This window comes from Roseibium sp. LAB1 (assembly GCF_054658235.1).
This window is the reverse complement of sequence record NZ_BAAGIB010000004.1, coordinates 274648-298974: the sequence shown is the minus strand read 5'-3', so window position 1 is coordinate 298974 and position 24327 is coordinate 274648. Positions and strand designations below refer to the sequence as shown.

At 57.0% G+C, this 24327-nt stretch carries 18 protein-coding genes; 5 read left to right on the top strand and 13 right to left on the bottom strand.

All coding sequences use genetic code 11. The features are described 5' to 3' along the window. Positions 1-79: 79 nt before the first annotated feature. A complete protein-coding gene (locus ACYQ54_RS22775; RefSeq protein ID WP_460086567.1) occupies positions 80-550 on the bottom strand; it encodes a nuclear transport factor 2 family protein in 471 nt (156 codons plus the stop codon). Then, entirely contained in the window at positions 547-720 is a 174-nt protein-coding gene (locus tag ACYQ54_RS22770) for a hypothetical protein (protein ID WP_460086566.1), read from the bottom strand. The genes ACYQ54_RS22775 and ACYQ54_RS22770 overlap by 4 nt, the downstream gene beginning before the upstream one ends. Positions 721-945: 225 nt before the next feature. Between ACYQ54_RS22770 and ACYQ54_RS22765 the strand changes: the two genes are divergently transcribed. After that, on the top strand, positions 946-1515 hold the full coding sequence (locus tag ACYQ54_RS22765) for a TetR/AcrR family transcriptional regulator (RefSeq protein WP_460086564.1): 570 nt from the start codon (positions 946-948) through the stop codon (positions 1513-1515). A 79-nt stretch (positions 1516-1594) separates the two neighbouring features. Here the strand turns inward: ACYQ54_RS22765 and ACYQ54_RS22760 are convergent, their stop codons facing one another. The 5 genes from ACYQ54_RS22760 to ACYQ54_RS22740 form a co-directional block, all read right to left on the bottom strand. Continuing rightward, entirely contained in the window at positions 1595-2188 is a 594-nt protein-coding gene (locus ACYQ54_RS22760; RefSeq protein WP_460086562.1) for a L,D-transpeptidase, read from the bottom strand. Positions 2189-2623: 435 nt separating this feature from the next. Next, positions 2624-4261 carry a fumarate hydratase gene (locus tag ACYQ54_RS22755; RefSeq protein ID WP_460086560.1) on the bottom strand — a complete coding sequence of 546 codons (1638 nt, stop codon included), beginning with the start codon at positions 4259-4261 and terminating at the stop codon, positions 2624-2626. A 150-nt stretch (positions 4262-4411) separates the two neighbouring features. Beyond that, positions 4412-4969 (bottom strand): YceI family protein, encoded by a 558-nt coding sequence (locus tag ACYQ54_RS22750; RefSeq protein WP_460086558.1) that lies wholly within the window; start codon positions 4967-4969, stop codon positions 4412-4414. A 23-nt stretch (positions 4970-4992) separates the two neighbouring features. After that, entirely contained in the window at positions 4993-5577 is a 585-nt protein-coding gene (locus ACYQ54_RS22745) for a cytochrome b (protein ID WP_460086556.1), read from the bottom strand. Positions 5578-5629: 52 nt separating this feature from the next. Then, complete coding sequence (locus ACYQ54_RS22740; RefSeq protein WP_460086554.1) at positions 5630-6214, bottom strand: YceI family protein; 585 nt, start codon at positions 6212-6214, stop codon at positions 5630-5632. Between the two features lie 424 nt (positions 6215-6638). Between ACYQ54_RS22740 and ACYQ54_RS22735 the strand changes: the two genes are divergently transcribed. The 4 genes from ACYQ54_RS22735 to ACYQ54_RS22720 all read left to right on the top strand — a co-directional run bounded on the left by ACYQ54_RS22735 (position 6639) and on the right by ACYQ54_RS22720 (position 12982). Further along, on the top strand, positions 6639-7358 hold the full coding sequence (locus tag ACYQ54_RS22735; protein ID WP_460086553.1) for a glycerophosphodiester phosphodiesterase family protein: 720 nt from the start codon (positions 6639-6641) through the stop codon (positions 7356-7358). Positions 7359-7707: 349 nt separating this feature from the next. Further along, positions 7708-8772, top strand: a complete 1065-nt coding sequence (locus tag ACYQ54_RS22730) for a FecR domain-containing protein (protein WP_460086552.1) — start codon at positions 7708-7710, stop codon at positions 8770-8772. Positions 8773-9124: 352 nt separating this feature from the next. Beyond that, positions 9125-10141, top strand: a complete 1017-nt coding sequence (locus tag ACYQ54_RS22725; protein WP_460086550.1) for a FecR domain-containing protein — start codon at positions 9125-9127, stop codon at positions 10139-10141. Between the two features lie 75 nt (positions 10142-10216). Next, positions 10217-12982, top strand: a complete 2766-nt coding sequence (locus tag ACYQ54_RS22720) for an EAL domain-containing protein (protein WP_460086548.1) — start codon at positions 10217-10219, stop codon at positions 12980-12982. 32 nt (positions 12983-13014) lie between these two features. Here ACYQ54_RS22720 and ACYQ54_RS22715 read toward each other — a convergent pair whose 3' ends face one another. From ACYQ54_RS22715 to ACYQ54_RS22690, 6 genes are all read right to left on the bottom strand, one after another. Next, a complete protein-coding gene (locus ACYQ54_RS22715; RefSeq protein ID WP_460086546.1) occupies positions 13015-14472 on the bottom strand; it encodes an NAD-dependent succinate-semialdehyde dehydrogenase in 1458 nt (485 codons plus the stop codon). 424 nt (positions 14473-14896) lie between these two features. After that, positions 14897-15247, bottom strand: a complete 351-nt coding sequence (locus ACYQ54_RS22710; RefSeq protein WP_460086544.1) for a helix-turn-helix domain-containing protein — start codon at positions 15245-15247, stop codon at positions 14897-14899. A 219-nt stretch (positions 15248-15466) separates the two neighbouring features. Then, a complete protein-coding gene (locus ACYQ54_RS22705) occupies positions 15467-19813 on the bottom strand; it encodes a translocation/assembly module TamB domain-containing protein (RefSeq protein ID WP_460086541.1) in 4347 nt (1448 codons plus the stop codon). 5 nt (positions 19814-19818) lie between these two features. Beyond that, positions 19819-21801 carry an autotransporter assembly complex protein TamA gene (locus tag ACYQ54_RS22700; RefSeq protein ID WP_460086540.1) on the bottom strand — a complete coding sequence of 661 codons (1983 nt, stop codon included), beginning with the start codon at positions 21799-21801 and terminating at the stop codon, positions 19819-19821. Between the two features lie 240 nt (positions 21802-22041). After that, positions 22042-22953 (bottom strand): bifunctional methylenetetrahydrofolate dehydrogenase/methenyltetrahydrofolate cyclohydrolase FolD, encoded by a 912-nt coding sequence (gene folD / locus ACYQ54_RS22695; RefSeq protein WP_460086537.1) that lies wholly within the window; start codon positions 22951-22953, stop codon positions 22042-22044. Positions 22954-23088: 135 nt separating this feature from the next. Further along, complete coding sequence (locus tag ACYQ54_RS22690) at positions 23089-24273, bottom strand: AGE family epimerase/isomerase (protein WP_460086536.1); 1185 nt, start codon at positions 24271-24273, stop codon at positions 23089-23091. Between the last annotated feature and the right edge of the window lie 54 nt (positions 24274-24327).

Below are 24327 nucleotides of genomic sequence, written 5' to 3'. Positions count from 1 at the left end.
CTTTTGGCCGGGAACCGGTGCTCTAATCGCCCCTGATGTCACTGGGTGCGGCATATGTCTTCAATTGAGCGGCGAACGTTTAGAGACCGAGTTCACTGAGACCGGGGTGGTCCGCCGGACGCGGGCCCTGGGGCCAGTGCATCTTTCGTTCGTTTGCCGAAATGGCGAGATCATTGATGCTGGCAAAGCGGCGATGCATCAGACCATTGGGAGCAAATTCCCAATTCTCGTTGCCGTAGGACCGATGCCATTGTCCTTCGGCATTATGCCATTCATAGGCAAAACGCACGGCGATCCGGTTGCCGGCAAAGGTCCAGAGTTCCTTGATCAACCTGTATTCAAGCTCTCGCTGCCACTTGCTTGTCAAAAAATCCACCACTTGTTGCCGTCCGACCGGAAAGTCGGACCGGTTCCGCCAGATGGTGTCCGGCGTGTAGGCAAGGGAGACCTTTTCCGGGTTCCGGCTGTTCCAGCCGTCTTCCGCGGCACGAACCTTCTGGCGGGCGGTATCGAGCGTAAAAGGGGGCAGCGGGGGGCGCTGTTCGGTCATCGTGCAAGCTCCAGGGTATGGATCTGAGGGGATGAGGCCAACCCGGCATGAAGGCGTGCATCTTCCAGCTGGGGTGCCGGCCGCATGGCCGAGGTGATCAGAAGAGCTCCGGCGACGAACGCACCAAAGAGATAAGTGCCACGCGGATATGCAGGTCTTGGAGAGAACATGGGGTCTGCCTCGCAGTGTGAAAACAGATGTTTGTGTACCGATCTGTTCAGTTATGATTTCTTATGTGTACTGATCTGTTCACAAAAGCAAGGCGTATTTTTCTCAAATGGCATCATCAATCCGTGATCGGAAGGATGAACTGACGAAAGACAGGGAGTTTTTGACCCGCTCTTGAATGTGGACCTGAATTTGTCTATTTACTGTTCAGTACAGAAAGGAAGTTGATGCGACCGAGCAAACGCGATGAATTGGTGCGCAAGTCGCTGGCTGTCTTTTATAGAGATGGTTTTCATGCGACTGGCATGGATGCACTTGTTGCCGAAACGGGCATATCCAAGACAACGATGTTCAAGCACTTCAGGACCAAGGATGATCTGATCCTGGCGGTGTTGAGGTATCGGGACGAAACGTTCCGGAACTGGTTTTTGCGCAAGCTGGACGAATGTGATCTGCCTCCGAAGGACAAACTGCTGGCAGTGTTCGACATTCTGAAGGAATGGTTCGAGGAACCCGATTTCAGAGGCTGCATGTTCATCAAGGCGTCGGCAGAATTCCAGGACCCTGGTCATCCGGCCTATTGCCAGTCTACCGAGCACAAACGCATGCTTCTGGCGGCGTTCAAGAACCTTGCGGAGAGGGCGCACGCGCGCCAGCCTGAACTGCTCGCACGTCAGCTCCTTCTGCTGAAGGAGGGGGCGATTGTTGCCGCACAGATGGGGTTTGATCCTGATCCTTCCATGGCGGCCAAGGATGCGGCAGCCCTGCTGATCAGCTCCCATTGCCCCGACACCTGAGCGGCTAAAGTCATGACGCTGAAAACGAAAAAAGCCGGGCAGAGCCCGGCTTTTCCTGTCGATAGATCGTAAAGCGGGTTTAGCGCTTCACGATAACCTTCGAACCAACCGTGACGCTGTTGTAAAGGTGGATCACGTCTTCGTTTGCCAGACGGATGCAGCCCGAGGAAACAGCGGAGCCGATGGTCCACGGTTCGGTTGTGCCGTGAATGCGGTAAAGGGTCGAGCCGATGTACATCGCCCGTGCACCCATTGGATTGTTTGGTCCGCCCGGCATGTAAGCCGGAAGGATGCGGCCCTTCGCACGCTCACGAGCACGCATCTGCGAGGGCGGAGTCCAGCTCGGCCATTCCGCCTTGCGGGTGATCCGGTGCGTACCGGCCCACTGGAAGCCTTCCTTGCCGACGCCGACGCCGTATTTCATTGCCTTGCCACCCGGCAAAACATGATACAGACGGCGCTCGGACGTATCGATGATGATCGTGCCCGCAGGGTAGGGACCATCGTATTTAACGCGCTTGCGCTTGACCGGAGACGGTCCGCCCGGGTGGTATTTCGGTGTGACCCAGGTGTTCGTGCTATGGTCAAAATAGCCATATCGCGGCGCAGCCTGGGCTGTCAGCGCGAATGCGCCCGCCAGAACCGCAACCATTACAAAAAGTAGTTTCTTCATTCCGATCCCCCATCAGCACCGGGCTCGTGCCTCAACGATGCGATTCTCAATCAAAGTTACGTTACGAAAATGTCCTTGCTGCTCTCTTAATAAGTATGTCTCAAAACGGGCTTGGGGAAAATCTCACGTTGATGTGAGTGCGATCCAAGACTGGCATCTGTGCTGAAATTGCAACGAATTTTTCGTGAAAAACGCGATGGCTGCACGCCTACTCGCTGTAGTTGCCGAATTTCCCGGATTTGGCAAAAAACGATGGCCATCTAGGCCGGTGTTTACGCCTTTCCCGCCATTACACGAATCATTTTGATCCGGTGCTCACTGCGGTGCACCGGGTTCCCGGACGGTGCTTGGCGGTACGCGCGGCAGGACGGTGTGAACAAAAAGAAACCCGCGGCCGGTGGTCGCGGGTCTGCGTCGCTCGGTGTGAGACGTCACTCAGCCGAGGTTCAGTTCCTTGAAGAAGTCGTTGCCCTTGTCGTCGATGACGATGAAGGCCGGAAAATCTTCGACTTCGATCCGCCAGACAGCTTCCATGCCGAGTTCCTCGAACTCGACCACTTCCACCTTCTTGATGCAATCCTGCGCCAGACGTGCGGCCGGGCCGCCGATGGAACCGAGATAGAAACCACCATGGGCCTGGCAGGCGCGGCGCACCTGCGCGGACCGGTTGCCCTTGGCCAGCATGACCATGGAGCCACCGGCTGCCTGGAACTGGTCGACATAGGCGTCCATGCGCCCGGCCGTGGTCGGACCGAAGGAACCCGATGGCATCCCTTCCGGTGTTTTGGCAGGACCTGCGTAATAGATCGGGTGGTTCTTGAAATAGTCAGGCAGAGGCTCGCCGCTTTCCAGCCGGTCACGCAGCTTGGAATGGGCAAGGTCACGGGCAACAATCAACGGGCCGGACAGGGAAAGCCTTGTCTTGATCGGGTGTTTGGAAAGTTCACCCAGAATTTCCGGCATCGGCCGTGTGAGGTCGATCTTGACCACATTGTCGGACAGATGGTCGTCGGTTACCTCCGGAAGGTATTTTTCCGGATGCATCTCGAGCTGTTCCAGGAAAATCCCGTCCTTGGTGATCTTGCCGACGGCTTGCCTGTCCGCAGAGCAGGAGACGGCGAGGCCAATCGGCAGAGAGGCACCGTGGCGGGGCAGGCGGATGACGCGCACGTCGTGGCAGAAATACTTGCCGCCGAACTGGGCGCCGACACCGGTTGCCTGGGTCAGTTTGTGGATCTCGGCTTCCAGTTCAAGATCGCGGAAGGCATGGCCGAGTTCCGACCCATGCGTCGGCAAACCGTCGAGATAACGTGCGGACGCCAGCTTTGCCGTCTTCAGGTTCATTTCCGCGGACGTGCCGCCGATAACGATCGCAAGGTGATAGGGTGGGCAGGCCGCGGTGCCAAGCGTGAGGATCTTTTCCTTCAGGAATTCCACCAGCCGATCGTGGGTCAGCAGCGAGGGCGTGCCCTGGAACAGGAAGGTCTTGTTTGCCGAACCGCCGCCCTTTGCCATGAACAGGAACTTGTAGGCATCTTCACCTTCGGCATAGAGCTCGATCTGTGCCGGCATGTTGTTGCTGGTGTTCTTTTCCTCGAACATGGAAATCGGCGCGAGCTGAGAATAACGCAGGTTCTTCTTGAAGTAGGCGTCACGGGAGCCTTCGCCGAGCGCGGCCTCGTCGGAACCGTCGGTCCAGACCCTGCGACCCTTCTTGCCCATGATGATCGCGGTGCCCGTGTCCTGGCACATCGGCAGAACGCCATGCGAGGCGATGTTCGCATTCTTGAGAAGATCGAATGCGACGAATTTGTCGTTCTCCGTAGCTTCCGGATCGTCGAGGATCTTCTTCAGCTGTTCCAGGTGACCGGGTCGCAGGAAATGGTTGATGTCCTTGAAAGCCTCTTCGGCAAGCAGCCGAAGGCCTTCAGCTTCTACGACCAGCACCTCTTCGCCGTTGAACTCGGCTGTCTTGACGTGGTCCGAAGTCAGTTTCCGGTACGGTGTCTTGTCTTCTCCCTGGGGAAAAAGAGCGCTGTGCTGATAGGCAGGAGGTGTGAGCGGAGCGTTCATAGGAGGCTTTCCTGATCTGGCTGCTTCCCTTTTCATCCGGAAGCGCTGGAACGTTGAGTGCTGTTCTCATACGGCAAAAAGGCTGCGGACGCCAAGTACCGCAGCCTGATCAAATGGTCGGAGCCGGAAGTCCTGAATGCCGGTAGGCTGTCAGCGGATCGCCGTGAGGTCCAGGGTCACCGTGACAATGTCTCCGACAGTGTCGGTGCCAACGCCGCTACCGAGCTGATAATCCAGCCGGTTGACGATTGCCGTGCCCTTGGCAGTTGCTGTGTCGCCGGCGATGTCGAGCGTGAAATCCATCTCGACCGGCTGGGAAATGCCTTTGATGGAGAGCGTTCCTTCAGCCCGGTAGCTGTTGCCTTCGACAAGTTCGACCGAGTCGGACTTGAATTCAGCAGTCGGAAAGTCGCCTGCGTTGAACCAGTCCTTGCCCGGCAGGGTTCCATCGAACTGCGCATTGCCGGTCGTGGCGCTCATCGGTTTGATGTCGGCGCTGATCTTTGCGGTCTCGGGAGAGGCCGGGTCGAATTCGATGTCTGCTTCCCAGGACGCGAAGACACCCGTCAGTGTACTCCCGCCCTGTTTGACCTCGAAACCGAGCTTGCTCTTGTCCGGATCGACCTTCCAGGTGTCGGCAAAGGCCGGCGCAGTGAATGTGGTTGCCGACAGGACTGCCACGGCATAGGTGAAATGCTTCAATGTCATCTGCGGATTTCCAGTTCGTGTTGTCAGCTGTCGGCCTTGGCCGGAGACGTTGAAATCATGCGTTTCAAGGTGGCGTCGCGGGCGATGAAATGGTGTTTCAAAGCTGCGGCGACATGAACCACAATCAGCGCGATCAGCAGATAAGCGCCATATTCATGCAGCAGCTTGAAGAAGCTTTCGGCCTGTTCCTGGGTGCCCAGCATCCCCGGTACCGGAAGATGTGGAACCGGCCAGGTGTTGAACAGAATTGTCGGAATGCCCCAAGGCGATGCTGACACCATGAACCAGCCGGTCAGGGGCAGCGCGAACAGGAGGGCGTAGAGCCCGACATGACCCAGATGCGCCCCAGCCTTTTCCAGCGGGTGCATGTTCTCGGGCAGTTTCGGCGAAGGATTGAGAAGGCGCCAGGCAAGACGCAGGACCGCAAGGGTCAGCACGACAAAGCCAAACGACTTGTGCAACTGGTACAATTCAAAGGTTGCCTGGTCGGTCTGGGGAAGCTGGTGCATGTAAAGGCCGAGGCCAAGCATGCCGATGATCAGCACGGCCATCGTCCAGTGAAATGCGATGGCGATCCGTCCGTACCCGGTTGAAGTGTTGCGCAGCATGGCAGCTCCTGCAAAACGGAGGCCGGGCGACCCGGCCTCCGCGGGTGTCAGATCAGTTGGTCGCGTCAGCCTTGAGAGCTTCGGAATGGAAGGTGACGGTGACTTCGTCTCCTACATAGGGAGCATACATGTCCATTCCATAGTCGGACCGCTTCAGAACGGTGGAAACGGCGAAGCCAGCTGCTTCTTTCTTGGCCATCGGATGCTCACCAAGTGCGGTTACGTCAACGGTCAGGGTCACCGGCTTGGTGATGTCCTTGATGGTCAGGTCGCCTGTCACTTCAAGCTGGTTGTCACCGGTCTTTTCGACCTTGGTGCTCTTGAAGGTCGCCTTCGGGAACTTTTCGGCGTCAAAGAAGTCCGCGCTCAGGAAGTGTGCGTTCCGCTCTGCCCAGAAGGTGTCGAGGCTGCCAACGTCGATCGTGAATTCGATGGAGGAATTGGCAGGCGTATCCTTGTCGATCAGCAGCGTGCCTTCCCAATCACCAAAGCGGCCTTCGGTCGTGGAATAGCCAAGGTGGTTATAGGAGAAAGCCAGGTTGGCGTGGGACTTGTCGAAGTCGTAGGCAACCGGTTCGGCGAGGGCTGTGCCCGCGACGAGGGAAAGGGCAAGCGCAGAAGCTGCGAGACGGATCATGATCAAACCTCATAGATGTTACCAGAAGCGTTCGCTCATGAACGCTGCAGGCTGGAACATAGGAACAAAATTGTGCGGTGCAATTTGACTGACTGTTCGTAAATGTTGAACAATGACGGGCTCGATCCGTCCCTCGTTGATTTCGTGATCTTGTATAAAATTTCAATAGGTGAAACACGTAGCCCGGCCGTCATGCCGCACCCATTGAGAATCGGGATAGAATTCCAGATCAGAGGCGAATGATGAGTTCTTTCAATTACCGGTTGCTGAAACGGGCAAGTGCATGAATTTGCGATGGAAGTTGCAGTGTCATCGTTTCATCAAGAAATTCAGGCACATGTTTGCAGCACTTCCCTTTCAAATGGTGTTCTGCTAGCCCCATCGAAGCTCCGGACAACAGTCTGGAGACACAGGAGACATAAACGTGAAACAAGCCGTCGTTGTGTGCCACCGCGGAGCCAGTCTTCATGCTCCGGAAAACACGATCGCCTCTCTCGAAGGAGCCATTGCACTGGGAGCAGAGGTTGTCGAGTTGGATGTGCGACCGTCGAAGGATGGCATCCTATACGTGATGCATGACGCGACTGTTGAGCGGACGACCGATGGTACCGGACGTATTTCCGATATGACGTCCGATGAAATCGACCGTCTTGATGCCGGGAGCTGGTTCAAGGAGGCTTTCAAGGGCGAAGGTGTCCCAAGGCTCGACGTATTTCTGGATACCTGTAAGGGCCGTATCGGCACTTATGTTGAAATCAAGGAAGGCGATCCCGCTGAAATTCGGGATATGCTGGCTATCCGCGGCATGCTGAACGATGCCTGGACCTTTTCTTTCGACCAGGCAATCCGCGCCGAAGCACGCGCAAAGGTACCTGACCTTAGACGCATGGTTCTCTTCGCCCATGTTGGGTCGGTGGAACGCGCTGTCGCCCAGGGTGCGCATATTCTGGAATTCCATGAAGACGATCTTGAAGAAAAGTTGATCAACGAGGCGAAGCAGGCCGGGTTGATTACCCAAATGTTCTATGCTGGCTCTGAGCGAGAGATATTCGAAAAAGCCGTTCGGTGCGGGGTCGAGCAGATGAACATCGACCAGGTCGAAATCTTCAAGGCGGTGGAAAAGGAACTGTTGGCGCCTGCTTGAAGTAAGGCAAATGATCTCGGGCAGAGCCTGACATCGCCCGACGCCTTCGGGCGCCAGACCAAGTTTATTGCAGTGTCTGAAAATAAATTTTTCAAACAGGTGCCGTCGTTTTGACGCAGCAGCACAGGTATCTATGATTGAGGGGTTTCCACAAATGCTCACAAACACAATCTTGAATAGTTTTAATATTAAAATTTTATCTAATATTTGAAAAGTTCAGAAACGTTAGAAAATAGAACAATTTTTACTAAAAGTATGAAGCAGCAAGATTTCGAAATATAATTCAAGTCTTGTTAACGGGGGCGGAATAGCTTGCCGAGGTTCGAAATCGGGCCATGAGGGGGCTGTTATGTCCAGCAAAATGATCGTAAATCGCTCCAGTCAGGCCATTTGTATTACTGCAAAGTCTGGCTACGCTGGACACTTCCGGGACGTTCAGGTCCGCCTGGCAGCATCACTATTGCTTGCTGCTCTCCTGATCTTCTGGTTTTCGCAACAAGCCGTTTCTCAAAGCGTTGAAACAGGTGCTACGCCGTGGAACTGGTCTGTCGAGCGGGTCAGCGGGCGGGTCATGGTGCAAACGCGGACGGGTGAAACGTTCGCTGTCAAACGCGGCATGACGGTCCGCAAGGGCTGGAAGCTGAAGACCGGTGGTGGCCGTGTGGTTATCAATCGGGGCGAAGAAACTTTTGTCGTTTCACCGAATTCTGTCGTCACGCTTGAACCCAAGGGTGTTCTGATCAAACGGATGGTAATTTACCAGGATCGTGGTCAGGTGGATGTTGACGTTAAGCGCCGGTGGTATCGGCACTTCAAGGTGGAAACCCCGTTTCTGGCCGCTGTTGTCAAAGGCACCCGGTTCAGCGTCCGCGTGGGTAACAGGGCCGCGTCCATCAAGGTAGGCCGCGGCGTCGTCGGTGTTCACGACTTCGCCTCCGGTGACCGCGCCGATGTTGGTGCAGGTCAGGCGGCGGCAACCAGCCCTTCCCGCCGAGTTGGACTGTCTGTCAGCGGCAAGACCAAGCCCGAAGTTCGGTCCGGACCGAAAAGGGCGCCCGCATTTGAAACGCGTGTCGTGAAGAACGTGCCTGCAACCAGGGACGAAGCTAGAACTGCCAATAACAAAAGCCGTGGGAATTCTTTTAATTCCCGATCCGAAGGCAAGGGCAATTCCCGTGGCAACGGCAACTCAGGCAATGGCAATTCCGGTAATGGCAACAACAATGCCGGTGGCAACGGAAATTCCGGCGGAAACGGAAACGGCAATTCGGGTGGTAATGACAATTCCGGCGGTAACGGCAATTCCGGTGGCAATGGCAACGGGAATGCCGGTGGTAATGGAAATGGGAACGGCAATTCCGGCGGGAATGGTAACGGTAATTCCGGTGGCAACGGGAAAGGGAAAGGCCGGTAACGGTCCATCCCGGAGTCGATCGGCCTCAGACGTGAGATTTCGTATTCAGATTATTGCCTGGAGCGCCGCTGCAGGGGCTCCAGACACAGAGACGACAAGCAATCCTTCCGGCTGGATGAATGGCGCACAAGTGCGAGCTACGTAGTTGCCAGAATCTAGCAAGATTACGTAGATGGATTCTGCTTGGTCAATTAGGTTTATCGCAAATAACAACGAGCGTTGATAATATTAACCGACTGTCTTCACTTTGGGTTAAGCGCTGCAGTGTTAAACAAAAACCAGGGGATTTGTTCGTCTGTCCATGGGGCGGCGTACGTCGTTGAATGACGGTTGTAGCGTGATGAAGAGCGAGATGAAAAAAGACGGTACGTGTTTGGTGAAGGAAGGTGCGGTTTCATTGCTGCGCACTCTTTTGCTCGCAGTTCTGATCTTGCACCCGGCATCTGCAATGGCTTCGGACTGGGTCGTCAAACGCGTTTCCGGCATCGTTTACTTCGTTGCACCCGGTGTGGAAGCCTTTCGTGTCAAAAAGGGAATGGTCTTTGAAAAGGGTTATACCCTCGGCACGCGGGCCGGTGCCCGCGCCTTGATTGCAAGAGGTGGAGAAACCATCACTGTCGGACCGAACACGACCTTTGCAATGTCAAAGTTCCGCAGTGCAGGGGCAAAGACCACATTGCTGCAGCGTAAAGGCACGATCGAGGTCGACGTTGAAAAACGGCAGCAGCCGCATTTTACTGTAGAAACCCCTTTCTTTGCTGCCGTTGTCAAAGGCACTCGATTTGAAATCAATGTCCAGGCGAAACAGGCGCGCGTTTCCGTTCAACGCGGTGTCGTCGCGGTCGAGGATTTCGCCTCGGGCGACAGAGTGGATCTGACTGCAGGCCAGGCAGCTGCCAGCGCACCGTCGAACCGTGTCGGCCTTGCTGTTGAAGGCCGTACCAAGCCGACCGTGAAAACCGGTGTAAGGCGCGCGCCAGCCTTTGATACACCGGCCGTCAAAAACGTACCGTCCAGCGCAGCTGAAGCGAAATCCAGCAATGCCAACCACAATGCCGGCAAGGGAAACAACAATTCCGGCGGCAATGGTAACGGCAATTCCGGTGGCAACGGGAATGACAGCTCGGGTGGCAATGGCAACGGGAATTCCGGTGGCAACGGAAATTCCGGTGGCAACGGAAATTCCGGTGGTAACGGAAATTCCGGTGGTAACGGTAACGGCAACTCTGGTGGCAACGGAAGTTCCGGTGGTAACGGTAGCGGCAACTCGAGTGGCAATGGAAACGGCAACTCGGGTAATGGCAACAACAATGCTGGCGGGAACGGCAAAGGGAATTCCGGAAACGGAAACGGAAAAAACAGAAACTGACGGTATTCAGTACACACGAAGGCGACGCAGTTCTGCAGGCGCCCGTTGTGCTGAATAAGAAAGTGGGCGGTGGGTGTGCTGATCGGGAGCTCGGAGCAGCGGAAACGAATAGCGAGCGCGGTCTTTATCGTGATCGGCGTGGTTGCTGCCGTTGCCGCTCTGCGTGCGGTTGCACTGACGACGGCCTTTGACCGCTTCCTCTGGGAATCTCGCTTTCAGACCATCGAAAGACCGGTAACCGGTGATATCGTCATTGTTGATATCGACGCCAGAAGTCTGGCCGAACTCGGCGTATGGCCGTTGCCCCGCCGCCTTTATGCCGACCTCACGGATCAACTGGCGGAAGCGGGCGCAAGCGATATCGTGTTCGATATCGATTTCAGCTCTGCCTCAACCTCCGAAGATGACACGTTGTTCGCGGCCGCCATCGAGCGTGCCGGCAACGTCAGCCTTGCCATGTTCCGGCAAGCCGCTTCGGCAGAACAGAATTCCGGTGAGGTTGTAAATCGGCCCATCAATCAGCTGCTGAATGTTGCCTGGCCCGTTGTCGTGATGGTGCCGATGGAAACCGACAGCCGTATCTGGCGAAACCTTTACGGTTTCGAGATCAACGGGAATTCGGAAATTTCCGTAGCAGCTCTTCTGGGTGAGTACACAGGAAATACGGCCGGCAGTTTCGGCCTGGATTACAGCATCGCCCTGGAACAGGTGGAGCGGGTGTCGCTTGTCGACGTCCTGAATAAAGCCGCGGCACCGGGCCTGTTTCTGGACAAGAAGGTGATCGTCGGCGCAAGCGCGCAAGAGCTTCGCGACCTCTTTCCCGTCCCTGTCTACGATGTGTTGCCTGGCAGTGTCATCCAGGCCCTTGGGGCTGAAACGCTTTTGCAGAACAGGGCCATGGAAATCAGGGGCGAGGGGTTTGCGGTCCTGCTCGCGCTCTTCGTTTTCTTCGTTCTTCTGTTGACCAAAATCGAAGGTTGGGCGCTGAAGATCAGCATTCTTTCGCTCTGCGCAATCATGTTCGAAATCGGTGCTGTGGCCATTCAGAAGTCGGCACCTATCCTGTTGCCGACGGCAAGTGCGCACCTTGTCCTTCTGCTGGGTGCCGCCAGCATCGTGTTGCGAGAACTGGGCTTTCACAAATTTCTCTCTCACATCGCCACTGTCAGACGCCGCAACAGTGAGCGAATGCTAGGCTTGGTCTTCGATGACAGCTTTGATGCCATCGTCGTTCTGCAGAGTGACGGCCGAGTGTCTGCTGCAAGCCAGATGGCCCGCACGTTGTTCCAGAGCGACAACTTGGTCGGCAAGGCAGCGAGGAACGTGCTGCCGCTGGAACTGGTAGAAGAAGCCCTGTCGGTACTTGCCGACCCGGGAAACCGCCAGCCGGTGACCAGGATCCTGGACATGCGCCGGGACGATGGAAAAAGACGCTTTATCGAATATGTTGTCACGCGCTCGGAACGCACCGTCGCGAAAACGAAGAAACTGCGGGATATGGAAACGGAGGCCGTAGCCTGCCTGACATGCAGAGACGTGACGGAGGAAAAGGAATCCGCGGAACGTCTTGCTTATCTTGCGCGGTTCGATCCAGGCACCGGACTGTTCAACCGGAACGGTTTCGAAGAAGAGGTTGCCGCAACACTCAACCTCGCACGCGGGAGTGGCCAGGACGTATGCCTGGTGCAGTTTGCAATCGCCAATCTCGATCAGATCGTTGCTTCGCTCGGCTTTTCCTACGGCGACCAGATTCGTGAAGCGATCGCGATGCGCTTGAGAAGCCATCTGTCCGCACGCGCGACTTGGGCAGCTATCACTGCAGACGTTTTTGCCGGCGTTTTTCGCTGCGAGCCGGACCAGGATCTGGCCTTGATCGAATCTCTTCAGGAGGTGATCGGAGAGGACTACAAGATTGAAGGAGCCAGGATCTCGGTTCAGCTCAAGTTTGGCTACATCGTTTCCAGCGGCGAGATGACACCCGATCGTCTTCTGAAGAAGTCCGGCAACGCACTGGCCAAGGTGCGGCGTGACAACCGGTCGCCTGTCTTGCGTTTCCATCCGGAAATGGATGCCGCGCTACAACGCCGGCGCCAGTTGGAGACCGAACTCTTCAAGGCAATCGTCCGCGACGAGCTGCACATGGTCTATCAGCCACTGATCAGCCTTGCCGACCGGTCGATCTTCGGCGTCGAAGCCTTGCTGAGATGGGACCACCGGGAGCTCGGCCCGATCTCTCCCGCCGAATTCGTCCCGATAGCCGAGGAAAACGGATATATCGTGGAGTTGGGCGCCTGGGCCCTGAACAGGGGCATGAAAGAGGCGTTGACCTGGTCAAGCCATATCAGGCTGTCGATCAACGTGTCCGCAATTCAGTTCAGTCGCGGCAATCTTGTTGCGACCGTCGGCGAGGCGCTTCAAAGAACGGGGTTCCCGTCTGAGCGGCTGGATCTGGAGATCACTGAGTCACTCTTCATCGACGAAACTCTTGACCTGAAATTTGCGATGGAAGAAATGCGGGCGCTTGGCTGCAACTTCTCGCTTGATGATTTCGGAACCGGCTATTCGTCGCTCGGCTATCTGCCGAAATACCCATTCTCAAAAATCAAGCTCGACAAGTCGTTCGTCCGGCAGTCGGTCGCCAGCAAACAGGATGTCGCGGTGATTGAGGCCGTGCTGCATCTGGCGAAGGGCTACGGAATGTCTCTCATCGTTGAAGGCATTGAAACGCCAGAACAGGCAGACAGGCTTCGCGAACTGGGCTGCCTTCACGGTCAGGGCTATCTCTTCGGTCGCCCGATGAGTTCCGCCAATCTTCAGTCTCTGCTCCTGAACGCGGCGTGAGATGTCCCGGCGCTGAGCCGGGACACCATAGATCAGATGCCGAGGCCGCCGATGCAGCTGTATTTTACATTGAGATAGTCATCCAGGCCGTACTTTGAGCCTTCGTTGCCCATACCGCTGTCCTTGACACCGCCAAACGGCGCGACTTCCGTGGTGATGACACCTTCGTTGACCCCGACCAGGCCGTACTGGAGCTGTTCCATGACACGGAAGGTGCGGCCAAGATCCTTGGTGTAGAAATAACACGCGAGACCGAATTCGGTGTCGTTGGCCAGGTGAATCGCTTCTTCTTCTGTCTCGAACTTGAACAGAACCGCAAGCGGGCCGAAGGTTTCTTCACGAGCCACTTTCATCTGTGAAGTTGCGTTGGTGATCAGGGTCGGCTCGAAAAATGTACCCGGGCCATTCGGACGCCGTCCGCCCGTAACCAGCTCGCCGCCTTTCGACAGGGCGTCCTGCACGTGATTGGCAACTTTGTCGACGGCCGCTTCGTTGATCAAGGGGCCCTGCGTGACCCCGGCATCAAGACCGTTGCCGACCTTCAACTGCGCATCCATCGCGTCCTTGAGCTTCTGGGCAAAGGCATCATAGACACCGGCCTGGACGTAGACCCTGTTGGCGCAGACACAGGTCTGCCCGGAATTGCGGAACTTGCTGGCAATCGCTCCCTCGACAGCCCGGTCGAGATCAGCGTCATCGAAAACGATAAAGGGCGCGTTGCCCCCCAGCTCCATGGAGATTTTCTTCATGTTCCGGCCGGCATTGCCTGCCAGCAACTTGCCGACGCGGGTCGAGCCGGTGAAGGTCAGTTTCCGCAGTGCAGGGTTCTCGCACATTTCCTCGCCGATCGCCGGAGCATCCCCCGTAACGATGTTGACGACACCTTTGGGAAGCCCGGCCTTTTCGGCCATCACGCCGTAGACCAGAGCCGAGTAAGGGGTAAATTCGGCAGGCTTCATCACCATGGTGCAGCCCGAGGCAAGCGCCGCCCCAAGTTTGCGGGCGATCATCGAATTCGGGAAATTCCACGGCGTAATCGAACCAACGACGCCAACCGGTTCCTTGGTTACGAGAATGCGGCGATCCGCCCAGGGCGAGGGAATGGTGTCGCCATAGACGCGTTTGCCTTCTTCTGCAAAGAAACGGATGTATTTCACACCAAGCGTGATTTCTCCTTTGGCCTCGGCAAGCGGTTTGCCCATTTCCGTGGTTAGGAGAACGGCAAGGTCATCGAGGTCGGCCATGATGGCATCGCACAGGGCGTGCATGTGCGTTGCACGGGCTTCGGCCGTCAGGGCCTTCCAGGCGGGAAGGGCAGCTTCGGCTGCTGCAATTGCTCTTGCCGTTTCAGGACGGCCGCAGAAGGGCACGGTACCGATTGTCGCTCCGGTCGCCGGGTTGGTAACGGCAACTGTCTGGCCGCTGTCCGCGTCGGACCACGCTCCGCCGATAAACACTTTTTCCTTCAAGAGTGAAGCATTCAATGACATGGGTAGTTTCCTGAACCGTGGTTGGGGCAGACACTTGCGGCCTGAGAGATCTTCTGGTGGGAACTGCCTTCGGACAAACGCGGTAAGCAAAGTCCGAAAGACCTGTTAGGTCAGCTTTCGGACGTTCCTTCGATTCCGGCCGGGAGACCGTTGACCTAGAGATAGGGGCCAGGCGCGAGGTCTGGCAAGCGCTTTTCCCTGCTATGTGTTCAGGTTTCGGAAAATAGAAGACAGGCAGGCTGCGGGCAAAACACATAGCTTCGGAAGATCGAGGACGTCCCGGAGGGCCTTCAGGCTTGTCTTGAAAAGCTTCGGTATCGGTTCTTCCAAAGACTTTGCGGTCACGAAGACACGTAATTGCAAACCGTCGCCTCAAATGAGGCTGACGGCGCAAAAGATTATTGTTCGCTCAATGGGGAAGAAGTCAGCCCTCGAGGCGGTCCTGAAGTGCGGCGATTTCATCGGCGAGAGCCTGCGCCTGTCGTTGCACCCTGTCCAGGGCAACGCGCATGCTGTCGAGATCCGACGTCGGGGCGCTTTCTGATACCGGCGGCGTGCCCCGGCCCACAAGCAGCCAGGTCGGGCTGACATTCAGGATGCCGGCGAGCAGCACAAGCTTGTTGGAACGAGGCTCGGAGCGGTCGCTTTCCCAGCTTTGCAGAGTGGATGTCTTGACGCCCAGGCGACGAGCAAGCTGAGCCGTCGAAAAACTGGAGGCATCGCGTGCCTTGCAGATCCGTTCACCCAGAGTGTAGTCACTACTGTTCATCGACATGATTGCACCCCCGTCATTCCCGGCAGTCTCCGTCACCGAAAAAACGGTTTCCTCCGGATGGGACGGAGTGTTTCTTATAAATTGTTTGGTCATGGCGGGCACACTCGCACGAGACACGAGTGCACCGCAACCGCTTGCGGGCAATTTGTCGCAATAGAGGTTCCCCGTGGCGGCTTCACGCAGCGCCCCTGTCAGATTTGCGGGGAACGGTAAGAGAACTCAGTATTCGCGTTCGAAAAAGATGCCGGCCTTCGAAGAACCGTCTGCACCGACTTCGCCACGCACCTTCAGACCGCGGTCTAGATCAATGTCGACCTTGACGCGGCTGGACCCGGATCCCGTGCCCTGTTCCACGCCGACATAGATGTTGTCATTGATGTATTTGCCAACCGCGACCGAAGGACCGTTTTCACCGTCGGTGTTGATGTCAATGGCGTCGAGGCCAAGTGACTTGCGGATCGAGGCGAGCGGGCCGTTGTCGCTGCCGCCGGTAAGTGTGGCAATGGCCGCTGCAAGGCGTGCCACCTGAGTGGGCGACAGGTTGCCGACACTCTTGCCAAACAGCAGCAGCGCAAGAACTTCGTCTTGCGGCAGTTCTGGCGACGAGGAGAAGGCGATCTGGGGATCGTCTGCCTGGCCGCTCACGGTTACGGTGATGGTGGTGTCGCTGACGACAGTGGTTGCTGCGAAATCGAGAACGGGCGTCAACGAACCTTCGAACGTGGCGTTACCGCGTGAGAAGATCAGCCGCCGAGTAAGGATATCCAGTTGTCCGCGTTTAAGGCCAAAGGCGCCGATGGCCTGAGGCGAGGCCGTAGTGCCGATGATCTTGAGATCACCCTGAAGTTCAGCATCGAGACCTCGGCCACGAATGAAGATCCGTCCGGGGGCGGACAAGACGATATCCAGACGTGGCGGAAAGGTCTTTTGCTGGGTCTGGGCCTGTGTCGCTTCTCCGCCGAGGTCTGCAACCTGTTGCCGGATCGCCTTGGAAGCATTGATATGCCGAACATCAACGGGAGGTATCGCACCGGGCAGATACTCGGGAATTGAGACATCTGCCTTGTTGATTGAGACCTTGCCGCTGATGAGAGCAGATGCGCTGGTGGAAGCAAGCGGACCGGAAACCTTGAGATCCGCATCCACTTCCGCAGTCACCAGGCCAGGATCGACATAGCGCCCATTGTCCAGTTTCAGGCTAAGATCCGCCGGAAAACCGTCCTTCATGCCAACAGTTCCCGACGCCGACATGGAACCGCCCGTCGCAAGGTCACCGGCTATGCCGTTCAACGACGCTTGGTTCTGGCTGACAGAAGCCGTGCCTCGAATGTTCTGGACAGTGATGCCTGTCGACAGGCTGGTGATCTTCAAACTGTTGGGCGTAGCGGTGATCTGGTAAGTGGGGGCTGCCGCCGAACCGCCGACGTTGCCGCTCAGGGCGATTGTACCTTCACCGCGCAAGCCTGCCTCGATCATGGGGCGTCTGAGAGCTGCAGTCGGCACGTTGCCATTAAGGGTAAGAGCAATTGCATTGGGCTTCTGAAGTCCGACCGTACCCGTAGCCGTGAGGTTCAGTCCGTTCGGATCGCTGACCTTGGTCGTCTGGTCGATCCGGTTGTCCTTCAATGTTCCCGAGGTCGACAGGCCGAGCGCAGCCAGACCATTCTTGCGCAACTCGTTTGCCGTCAGACCCGTTCCGGAGATCGACCAGGTCGCCTCGGGAGCAGAGGAACTGCCAGCTGCGGACACTTTGCCTGAGAGTGCGCCGCCGAGCCCAAGGGACGGGACAAACGCATTGGCCAGATTGAGTGGTATGGATTTCAGCTCTGCGTTCAGGTCGAGCGTCTGGCCTGCCTTGCCGGACACTGCCAGCGAGCCGTTGCCGAGCTGAAGCTCCAGCGGCTCGATCGTCGCTTCGCCGCCGGCATAGGAAATGGTCGTCGGCTGCTTCAACTGGCTGGCAATTCCCTGGTAGCGCATGGCAAGCTCTGAGAGGGCAACGACGTAGGAGCCGGCTTCCGGTTCGTTCACCTGCGCCGCAAGCGTCACGCCATCCTTGCCGTTCTTGTCCAGCTTGACGTCCGCCGTGATTGCGGTGCCGCCATTTTGAGGTTTGGCCTGAAGGCTCACAGCATGAACCGGGGTTGCGTCTGTCAGGATGTCGGACAGTACGATATCCGCAGTGACAGTTTCCGGAGCATATGGGGCGGTGAGATTGGCCTTGAGCCTTACGCTGCCGAGACTGACAGCGGGCAGGCTGATATCGCTTCCGGAAACATCAAGTGCGAGTTGCCGCGTTTCCGGATTGGCTGTCACGGTGCCTTGAATACGCCCGGCGATTTCCGTCAGGAGAAGCGGGGAGAGCGAGGCAAGATCCGGAGCATCAATGTTCAACGTGCCTTTGAGCGTTTCAACAGGCTTGTCGAGGTCTGCCAGAGAAAGTTCACCGGTCACGGTGTTGCCGGCCAGTTTGACGGAAAGCGGGCTGACGCTCGCGCCGCCATCCTTGCTGGTAAGTTCTACATCGACAGCGATGGGTTGGCCATTCAGGCTGGCACTGCTGGTAACCTTGGCTGTCGGCGCGTCGGGGTTGGCCGTTGCCTGGGCAGAAAGCTTCAAGTCATCCAAGGGTGTGCCTGCAAGCATGATCTGCTTAGAAGAGGCAACCGCTTGCACTTCAAGCGCGTCGATCGGACCTTCCGTGCTTGCTTCGAGTTCAAGCGATCCTGCAAGTTGCGGATCGACCTTGGCGAGATCGGCAAGGCTGGTGGTCAGGCTGGAACTGAGTTCGTTCTGCCGGTAACGGGCATTCCCTTTCGCATCCAACGCCTTGTTCGAAACTGCAAGACTGGTGACGGAAACATCGTCCGTACCCTGAAGATCGACAGACACGTCGATGCGTGTTTCACCTTCGAGCAGGGCGTCAGCCTGTGGAATTGCCGTCCCGATATCCCTGGTTACAAGGGCACTTGTGACCGACCCATCCAGCTGAGAGGGGTCAAGTTCAAGGGAAAACGTTCCACTTAAAGCACCAGCGAGTTCGCGTCCGGCAAGACCGGAAAGACGGGAAAGATCGGCAAGCGAGAGCCTTCCCGAACCGGTGACATTGGTGGCTGAAAGCGTTGTGTCAGAGAGAGCGAACGAAGCGACTGCAGTCGACAGGGTGAGATCCTTGATGTCAGCCGACTGGGTGACGCCGTTCAAGGTGCCTCTGGATTTCAATTCAAGTGAGCCAGTCAAAGGCTCCGTCTGTGGTATGAGGCCTTCCAGAGTGTCGATGGCGAGCGACAGTGAAAAGGGCGAGGTCAATTCGTCCTCGGACAGATCCGCGCCATTGCCGAAAGCGGTCAGCATCACAACGTCGGTCCTGGCTTCCGTCGTCTGCAGCGACTTGAGATCGACCTTGGTTTGCCAGTCGACCGCCGAGCGCTTTCCGGAAACACGGACCGATCCGCTCAATGGGCCGAATGCTATTCGTCTCTCGCCCAAGTCGAGCGCAATCAGCGCATTGTCTCCGGCACTGACAGAAAGGTCAGCGGTTGCATTCACGGCATCGTTTTCGAGATCCGCCTTCGCATCAAGGGAAACGGTTTGGGTTTTCAATGTCAGGTTTGCCGCAAGGGGCGCGAACTCTGTTGAGAACCTGGCGGCTCCCTTGGCGTTGGTCGTTCCGAGCAGAAAGGCTTGTGCCGCGGGAGGGGCCAGAGGAGCCAGATCACCATCCAGATCGAATGCCAGATGCCGTTCGGAAGCACTTTCCTGGATCTGCGCCGAACCGGTTACTGTGGTTCTTCCGTCCAGGGCAAGGCTCAGCTTCGCTGCCCAGTCGGTCAGAGGACCTTCTCCCTTGAGTGACAGGTCCAGCGCAGGCAGGTCGGATACCTCCAGCAAGCGGGCTGCCAGGCCTCCACGCGGTTCGGACACGGCAATATCAAAGGCAAGCGTTTCGGCGGCAGGCTCAAACTGGGCCTTGGCCACAAGACCGGCTTCGACACCGTCGATCCGGTGCACGTCTAGATCGGCAGACACAAGAGCAGGATCAAGTGCAAAGGAGCCGGACCCAGCAGCAGTCAGTGCAACCGGCACCCCCAGAAGCGACGCGCCAAGATTGATTTCATCAAGGCTCAGACGATCGAGGGTGACGTTGAAGGGCAGCGAGAAACCGCCGGAACCGCTGCTTTCCTCTGCAGCCTCTGCGTCGTCTGCCGGTGGCGGAGCAGGAGTTCTCTCCAGATCGATCCGGGATGCGCTGAGCGAAGAGATATCGAGATTACCGCCAAGAAGGCGCATCGGATGCCAGTCGGCTGCAATGTTCTCGGCGTTCAACCAGGTGCCGTCCCGGTCTGCGAGCGTGACCTTGGCGACTTCGGCTTTCAATCCGAAGCTCACATAGAGCCCTTCGATCGTGATGGTCTGGTTTTCGGAAGAGGCAAGCGTGCTGACAACGCTGGACACGAAAGTGCGGCCCGCCGGCACTTGCAGGGCGCAGAGGGCAAGAACAGGAACAGCAATCGCGACAGCGATCAGGAATCCGAAGATCCGCAAGGAAAGTTTTAGAAAACGCATTTGCGTTAGAACGCCTGGCTCAAACCGACATAAAGGGCAAAATCCGGATCATCCTGTCCCGGATCCAGCGGCACCGCGGCATCGACTCGAAGCGGGCCTATGGGAGTAAAGTAGCGCAGACCTGCGCCGACGCCCACCTTAAGGCTTTCGGAAAAATCGGGAATGCTGTCTTCATACGCATTTCCGGCGTCAACAAAACCAACGATTCCAATGGTTTCAGTCACCATGACGCGGACTTCACCGGAAAGTTCGATTATCGAGCGCCCCCCGGTAACTTCCCCATCCTTGCGCGGGCCGACGTTGCGATAGGCATAGCCCCTGATGGAGCCGCCACCGCCAGCAATGAAGCGCCGGCTCGCGGGAACCGATTCGACTGATGGTGCCAGGATAGAACCGGTGGAGACGCGGCCGGCAAGAATGAAGCGCTTGGATTTATCGAGCGCGTAGTAGCTGGAAACCGTGCCTTTGATGAACCCCATCGCGTTGCTGTTCAAGGTGTCATAGGCGGGTTCTGCAAACAGCGCTGCGTAGATGCCCTTGGAGGGATTGAGCTTGTCGTCGCGATTGTCAAATGTCAGATCCGCCGGAAGTCCGACCAGCAGATAATCGCCATCACCGAAGGCGTCTTCCTCCTTGGCGTAAAAGACTTCCGCGCCTGCTCGGCCCTTCAACTGCTCGGAAAATTCCCGGTTCAGATAGGCGTCATAGGTGAGCGAACGGCTCTTGTAGGCGTCTGGGTGTTCCTGGCGTGCCTGCAGACTGGTCGAAAAACTGGTCAGCGGGCCGAAAACGCCGGGCTTTTCGAAAGCTATCCTCGCGGAATACTCCATATCGAGGACGCTTTCATTGCCGATCCTGCCGACAGAACCTTCAATGGAAAGCAGTTCGCCGCGCCCGAAAAGGTTTCGTCTGCGCCAATAGGATTCGACGCCGAAACCCTCGGTGCTGGACCAGGAAGCACCGGCGCCAATCACGTGTCGCTTGCGCTCGCTCACTTCGATTGTCACCGGCATGGTGCCGTCCGGACCTTCGATTTCTCCCTCAACCAACCGGATGGAGGAGAAGATACCGAGTTCGTTCAGTTGTTTGCGGGCGCGGGCGAGATCTTCTGGCGAATAGACTCCGCCAACTGGAAGCATCGCCTGTTGAACGACGAAGTCCGGATCGGTGACTTCGGTGCCTTTGACAGATACGGGACCAAAACGTGCCTGGTGCCCAGCATCGGCAATCAGCGTCACGGCGAGGGTGTTTGTGCTGTGGTCAGCGGTAATCCTGCGTTCGGCAATCCGTGCTTTGGGGTAACCGCGATCGCGCAAGACCGCGATCATCCGCTTTTCCGCCGTCAGGATCTTGCCGGAAGCCGCAACATCGCCCTTGGCGAGGCCCCAGAAGGACGGGTCGGTCGACAGGTCACCGTCCTGGGAAGACACATCGATGTTGCTGAATTTGAAGACCGGACCCGGATTGACCAGAATGGCAACCTTTACAGGGCGGGCATCCGGCAGATCGCTTTGCTCTAGGGCGGTTTCCAGCGGAATGCCCGCAAGAGTGATATCGACAGTGCCGCCGTACCGGCCATCGGCGTAGAGTTGGGCAACCAGCCGTTCGCGATCGGAAAGAGCTCGCGCGAGCAGTCCGGCTTCACCAGAGGGAGGTTTTTCCTGCTGCTGCACCAGCAGCGAGGCCTCCTTCATTTCCTTGGTCAGGTCATCTCCGCCATCGGAAATCGTCAGATCAGCCTCGTAGGGCAGGGGATCAGGGACCGCATTGGCCTCGTCTTCCGCTGATTCGAAAAACTTCCAACCAAAAATTTCAAACGAGTTGGCGGGGATAGAGCCAGCCAGAAGAAGGGTGCAAACCAACGCCGCGCCTGCCGGACGCAAGGCAGCAAAAGAAACACCGCCAGCCAACCGAGCTGCCAATGAAGACAAGGCGTTGAAACGCTTGCCGGCAAACGTGCCGGACTTGTTAGACGGTAGACCCTTCACTCACTGCCGCCTGTTGAATTGGCTGGCTGAATGACGTCAGTTTGACGTTTCAATTCAACCAACTGCTTTTGCAGCCCCTACGTTACGTACCTTAAAGGGCCATGGTTAAGCGAATACAAACACGATAGACCATGGCACCGGAGCGAGTTCAAGTGAGAAGGTGGTACAACACTTTAGTGGCGGTGCCGGATGAATGCGCGGAAGTATTCTTGTCAGCGCGTTCAAACCAGCAATGAATACTCAAAAAAGCGCTTCTTCGTCCGGAAGGCCAAGCAGACGTCGCGCTGCTGTCAAGGTGTTGACCATCAGCATGGCAATTGTCATCGGGCCGACACCGCCGGGAACCGGCGTGATGGCACCGGCAACTTCAGCGGCTTCGGAGAAATTGACATCGCCCACCAGGCGAGCTTTGCCTTCACCCAGTTCGGGGGCCGGGATCCGGTTGATGCCGACGTCTATGACGGTCGCCCCTGGCTTGATCCAGTCGCCCCTGATCATTTCCGGCCGACCAACCGCTGCAACGACAATATCGGCCGAGCGTACGACATCTGGCAGGTCCCGCGTACGACTGTGGGCGATCGTGACGGTGCAGCTCTCCTGGAGCAGAAGGCTGGCCATCGGTTTGCCGACGATGTTGGAGCGGCCGACCACAACTGCATTGAGGCCGGAGAGCGTGTCGCCGAGCGTGCGCTTCAACAAGACCAGGCTGCCGGCAGGAGTACAAGGCACCAGTGCACTGTCGCGCTCGCCAGCGGTAAGCAGCCCGACATTGACCGGGTGGAAACCGTCGACGTCCTTTTCAGGACGGATCAGTCGCAGAACCTTGCTCTCGTCGATATGTCCGGGCAGGGGCAGCTGAACCAATATCCCGTGAATATCGGGATCGTTGTTGAGCTGGTCGACCAGTGCCAGAACTTCGCTCTCACTGGTGTCAGCTGCCAGCGTGTGTTTGACCGAATGAAAGCCGCAGGCTTCTGCTGCCCTGTCCTTGTTGCGGACATAGACCTGGCTGGCAGGGTCTTCCCCCACGAGGACAACCGCCAGACCGGGGCGTTTGCCACTTGCTTGCAGCAGCTTGGCTGCCCTGTCGGTGATTTCTTGCCTGACACTTTCCGCGATGGCCTTGCCATCGATGATCTGAGCCTTGGGCATTCGGCCTCCTCATTGGTCGCATGTCTTCTTAAACCGGCGACAAGCTATAGAGCGCTGTTTCGGAATGAAAAAGGCCGAATGCGTCTTTTCCTGCTCTGGTTTCGCCATGTCAGCTTTTTAGGACCGACTGGCAGGTCAAAGCGACTCCGCGAAATCGTGCAGTTCCGAGATGGCGCAAACGATATGATAGAGCGAACTTGCCGGTGCAGGTTCGTCCACAAAGGTGCCGTCTGGAGCCAGTTTGTCCCGCCACAATCCGGCAGGAACGTCGGCAAAATAGATCTGCAAAGCGCGCACGGCTTCCGGAATGTCCGCAAGGTAGGCGTCCTGTTCCGTACCGGTTGAAACTTTCGCAAGTGCGATGGCTGCCTTGATCCACTCCGTCTGTCCCCAAAGACGGGCCATCGGGTCACGGACGGAAAAATCGTCATTCAATGACATGAAGGCAACGCCGCGGCTTTCATCAATGCCGTAGGTCCAGGCAATGTCGTATAGACGGCGCGCTGCGATCAATGCGCCTGCATCGTTGCGGGAATGCCCCCATCTGGTCAGCAGCCATGCCCATTCAAACTGGTGGCCGGGCTCCATCACGCGGCCCTTGTCACCATCATACGGGGTCCAGTCGCTGTTGAAGAATTCCCGAAGACCACCGGACACCGGATCGATGAAGCGTGTCAGGGCAAGCTCCGCAATTTCATCAGCCAGATCTGCCCAGATCGGATCTTCTGAATTGCTTTCCCAGGCGAGGCAGGCCTCGAACATGTGCATATGCGGATTGGAGCAGAGCGGTACCCGTGCAGGTGAGCTTTCCTGGAAGCCTGCTTCCGGATGGCGATAGGTTGTCATCAGATGGTTCAGCAAATTCTCTGCTTTTTCGGTGGCGCTGACTTTGCATCCCGGCAGGTCTGCCGCGATCTTTGCGAAACCGAACAGGGAGAAGGACTGATTGTAGAGGTCGAAACTCGGATCAGTGACCTGATTGTACATGTCGACACAGGACGCATAATGACCCTCCCGGGTCAGGAAGGTGTCCGTGTACCAGCCATAAAGCGCAGTCGCCACATCTTCAGCCGGGCCGGTCCATCCGAGTTTTTTTCCTTCAAGGAATGAATAGATCTGCCTGCTTACGACTCTGGCGCGGCGCGTGACGGGAAGGCCGGCCAGTGTCGTAAGGTCGATTACGTCGAGGCTGGTATTGGTTTTCTGGTCTATGCCAGAGGTTGACCAAAGCGGCAGCGCTGAGTCTCTCAGCCAGATTGTTAATTCTGACGAGAGTTTTTTAATGTTTTTAATGTCGTCTTGCCGGTTGCTGGCGGTCATTGGATACCCCGAAGAGAGACGTTGGAAGCTCGGACAGTGAGTTTGATTATCGAC

Excerpts from the sequence above, each read along its gene's own strand:
- ACYQ54_RS22775 (WP_460086567.1), bottom strand. The coding sequence starts at position 550 with ATGACCGAACAGCGCCCCCCGCTGCCCCCTTTTACGCTCGATACCGCC.
- ACYQ54_RS22770 (WP_460086566.1), bottom strand. The coding sequence starts at position 720 with ATGTTCTCTCCAAGACCTGCATATCCGCGTGGCACTTATCTCTTTGGT.
- ACYQ54_RS22765 (WP_460086564.1), top strand. The coding sequence starts at position 946 with ATGCGACCGAGCAAACGCGATGAATTGGTGCGCAAGTCGCTGGCTGTC.
- ACYQ54_RS22760 (WP_460086562.1), bottom strand. The coding sequence starts at position 2,188 with ATGAAGAAACTACTTTTTGTAATGGTTGCGGTTCTGGCGGGCGCATTC.
- ACYQ54_RS22755 (WP_460086560.1), bottom strand. The coding sequence starts at position 4,261 with ATGAACGCTCCGCTCACACCTCCTGCCTATCAGCACAGCGCTCTTTTT.
- ACYQ54_RS22750 (WP_460086558.1), bottom strand. The coding sequence starts at position 4,969 with ATGACATTGAAGCATTTCACCTATGCCGTGGCAGTCCTGTCGGCAACC.
- ACYQ54_RS22745 (WP_460086556.1), bottom strand. The coding sequence starts at position 5,577 with ATGCTGCGCAACACTTCAACCGGGTACGGACGGATCGCCATCGCATTT.
- ACYQ54_RS22740 (WP_460086554.1), bottom strand. The coding sequence starts at position 6,214 with ATGATCCGTCTCGCAGCTTCTGCGCTTGCCCTTTCCCTCGTCGCGGGC.
- ACYQ54_RS22730 (WP_460086552.1), top strand. The coding sequence starts at position 7,708 with ATGTCCAGCAAAATGATCGTAAATCGCTCCAGTCAGGCCATTTGTATT.
- ACYQ54_RS22725 (WP_460086550.1), top strand. The coding sequence starts at position 9,125 with ATGAAAAAAGACGGTACGTGTTTGGTGAAGGAAGGTGCGGTTTCATTG.
- ACYQ54_RS22715 (WP_460086546.1), bottom strand. The coding sequence starts at position 14,472 with ATGTCATTGAATGCTTCACTCTTGAAGGAAAAAGTGTTTATCGGCGGA.
- ACYQ54_RS22710 (WP_460086544.1), bottom strand. The coding sequence starts at position 15,247 with ATGTCGATGAACAGTAGTGACTACACTCTGGGTGAACGGATCTGCAAG.
- ACYQ54_RS22705 (WP_460086541.1), bottom strand. The coding sequence starts at position 19,813 with ATGCGTTTTCTAAAACTTTCCTTGCGGATCTTCGGATTCCTGATCGCT.
- folD (WP_460086537.1), bottom strand. The coding sequence starts at position 22,953 with ATGCCCAAGGCTCAGATCATCGATGGCAAGGCCATCGCGGAAAGTGTC.
- ACYQ54_RS22690 (WP_460086536.1), bottom strand. The coding sequence starts at position 24,273 with ATGACCGCCAGCAACCGGCAAGACGACATTAAAAACATTAAAAAACTC.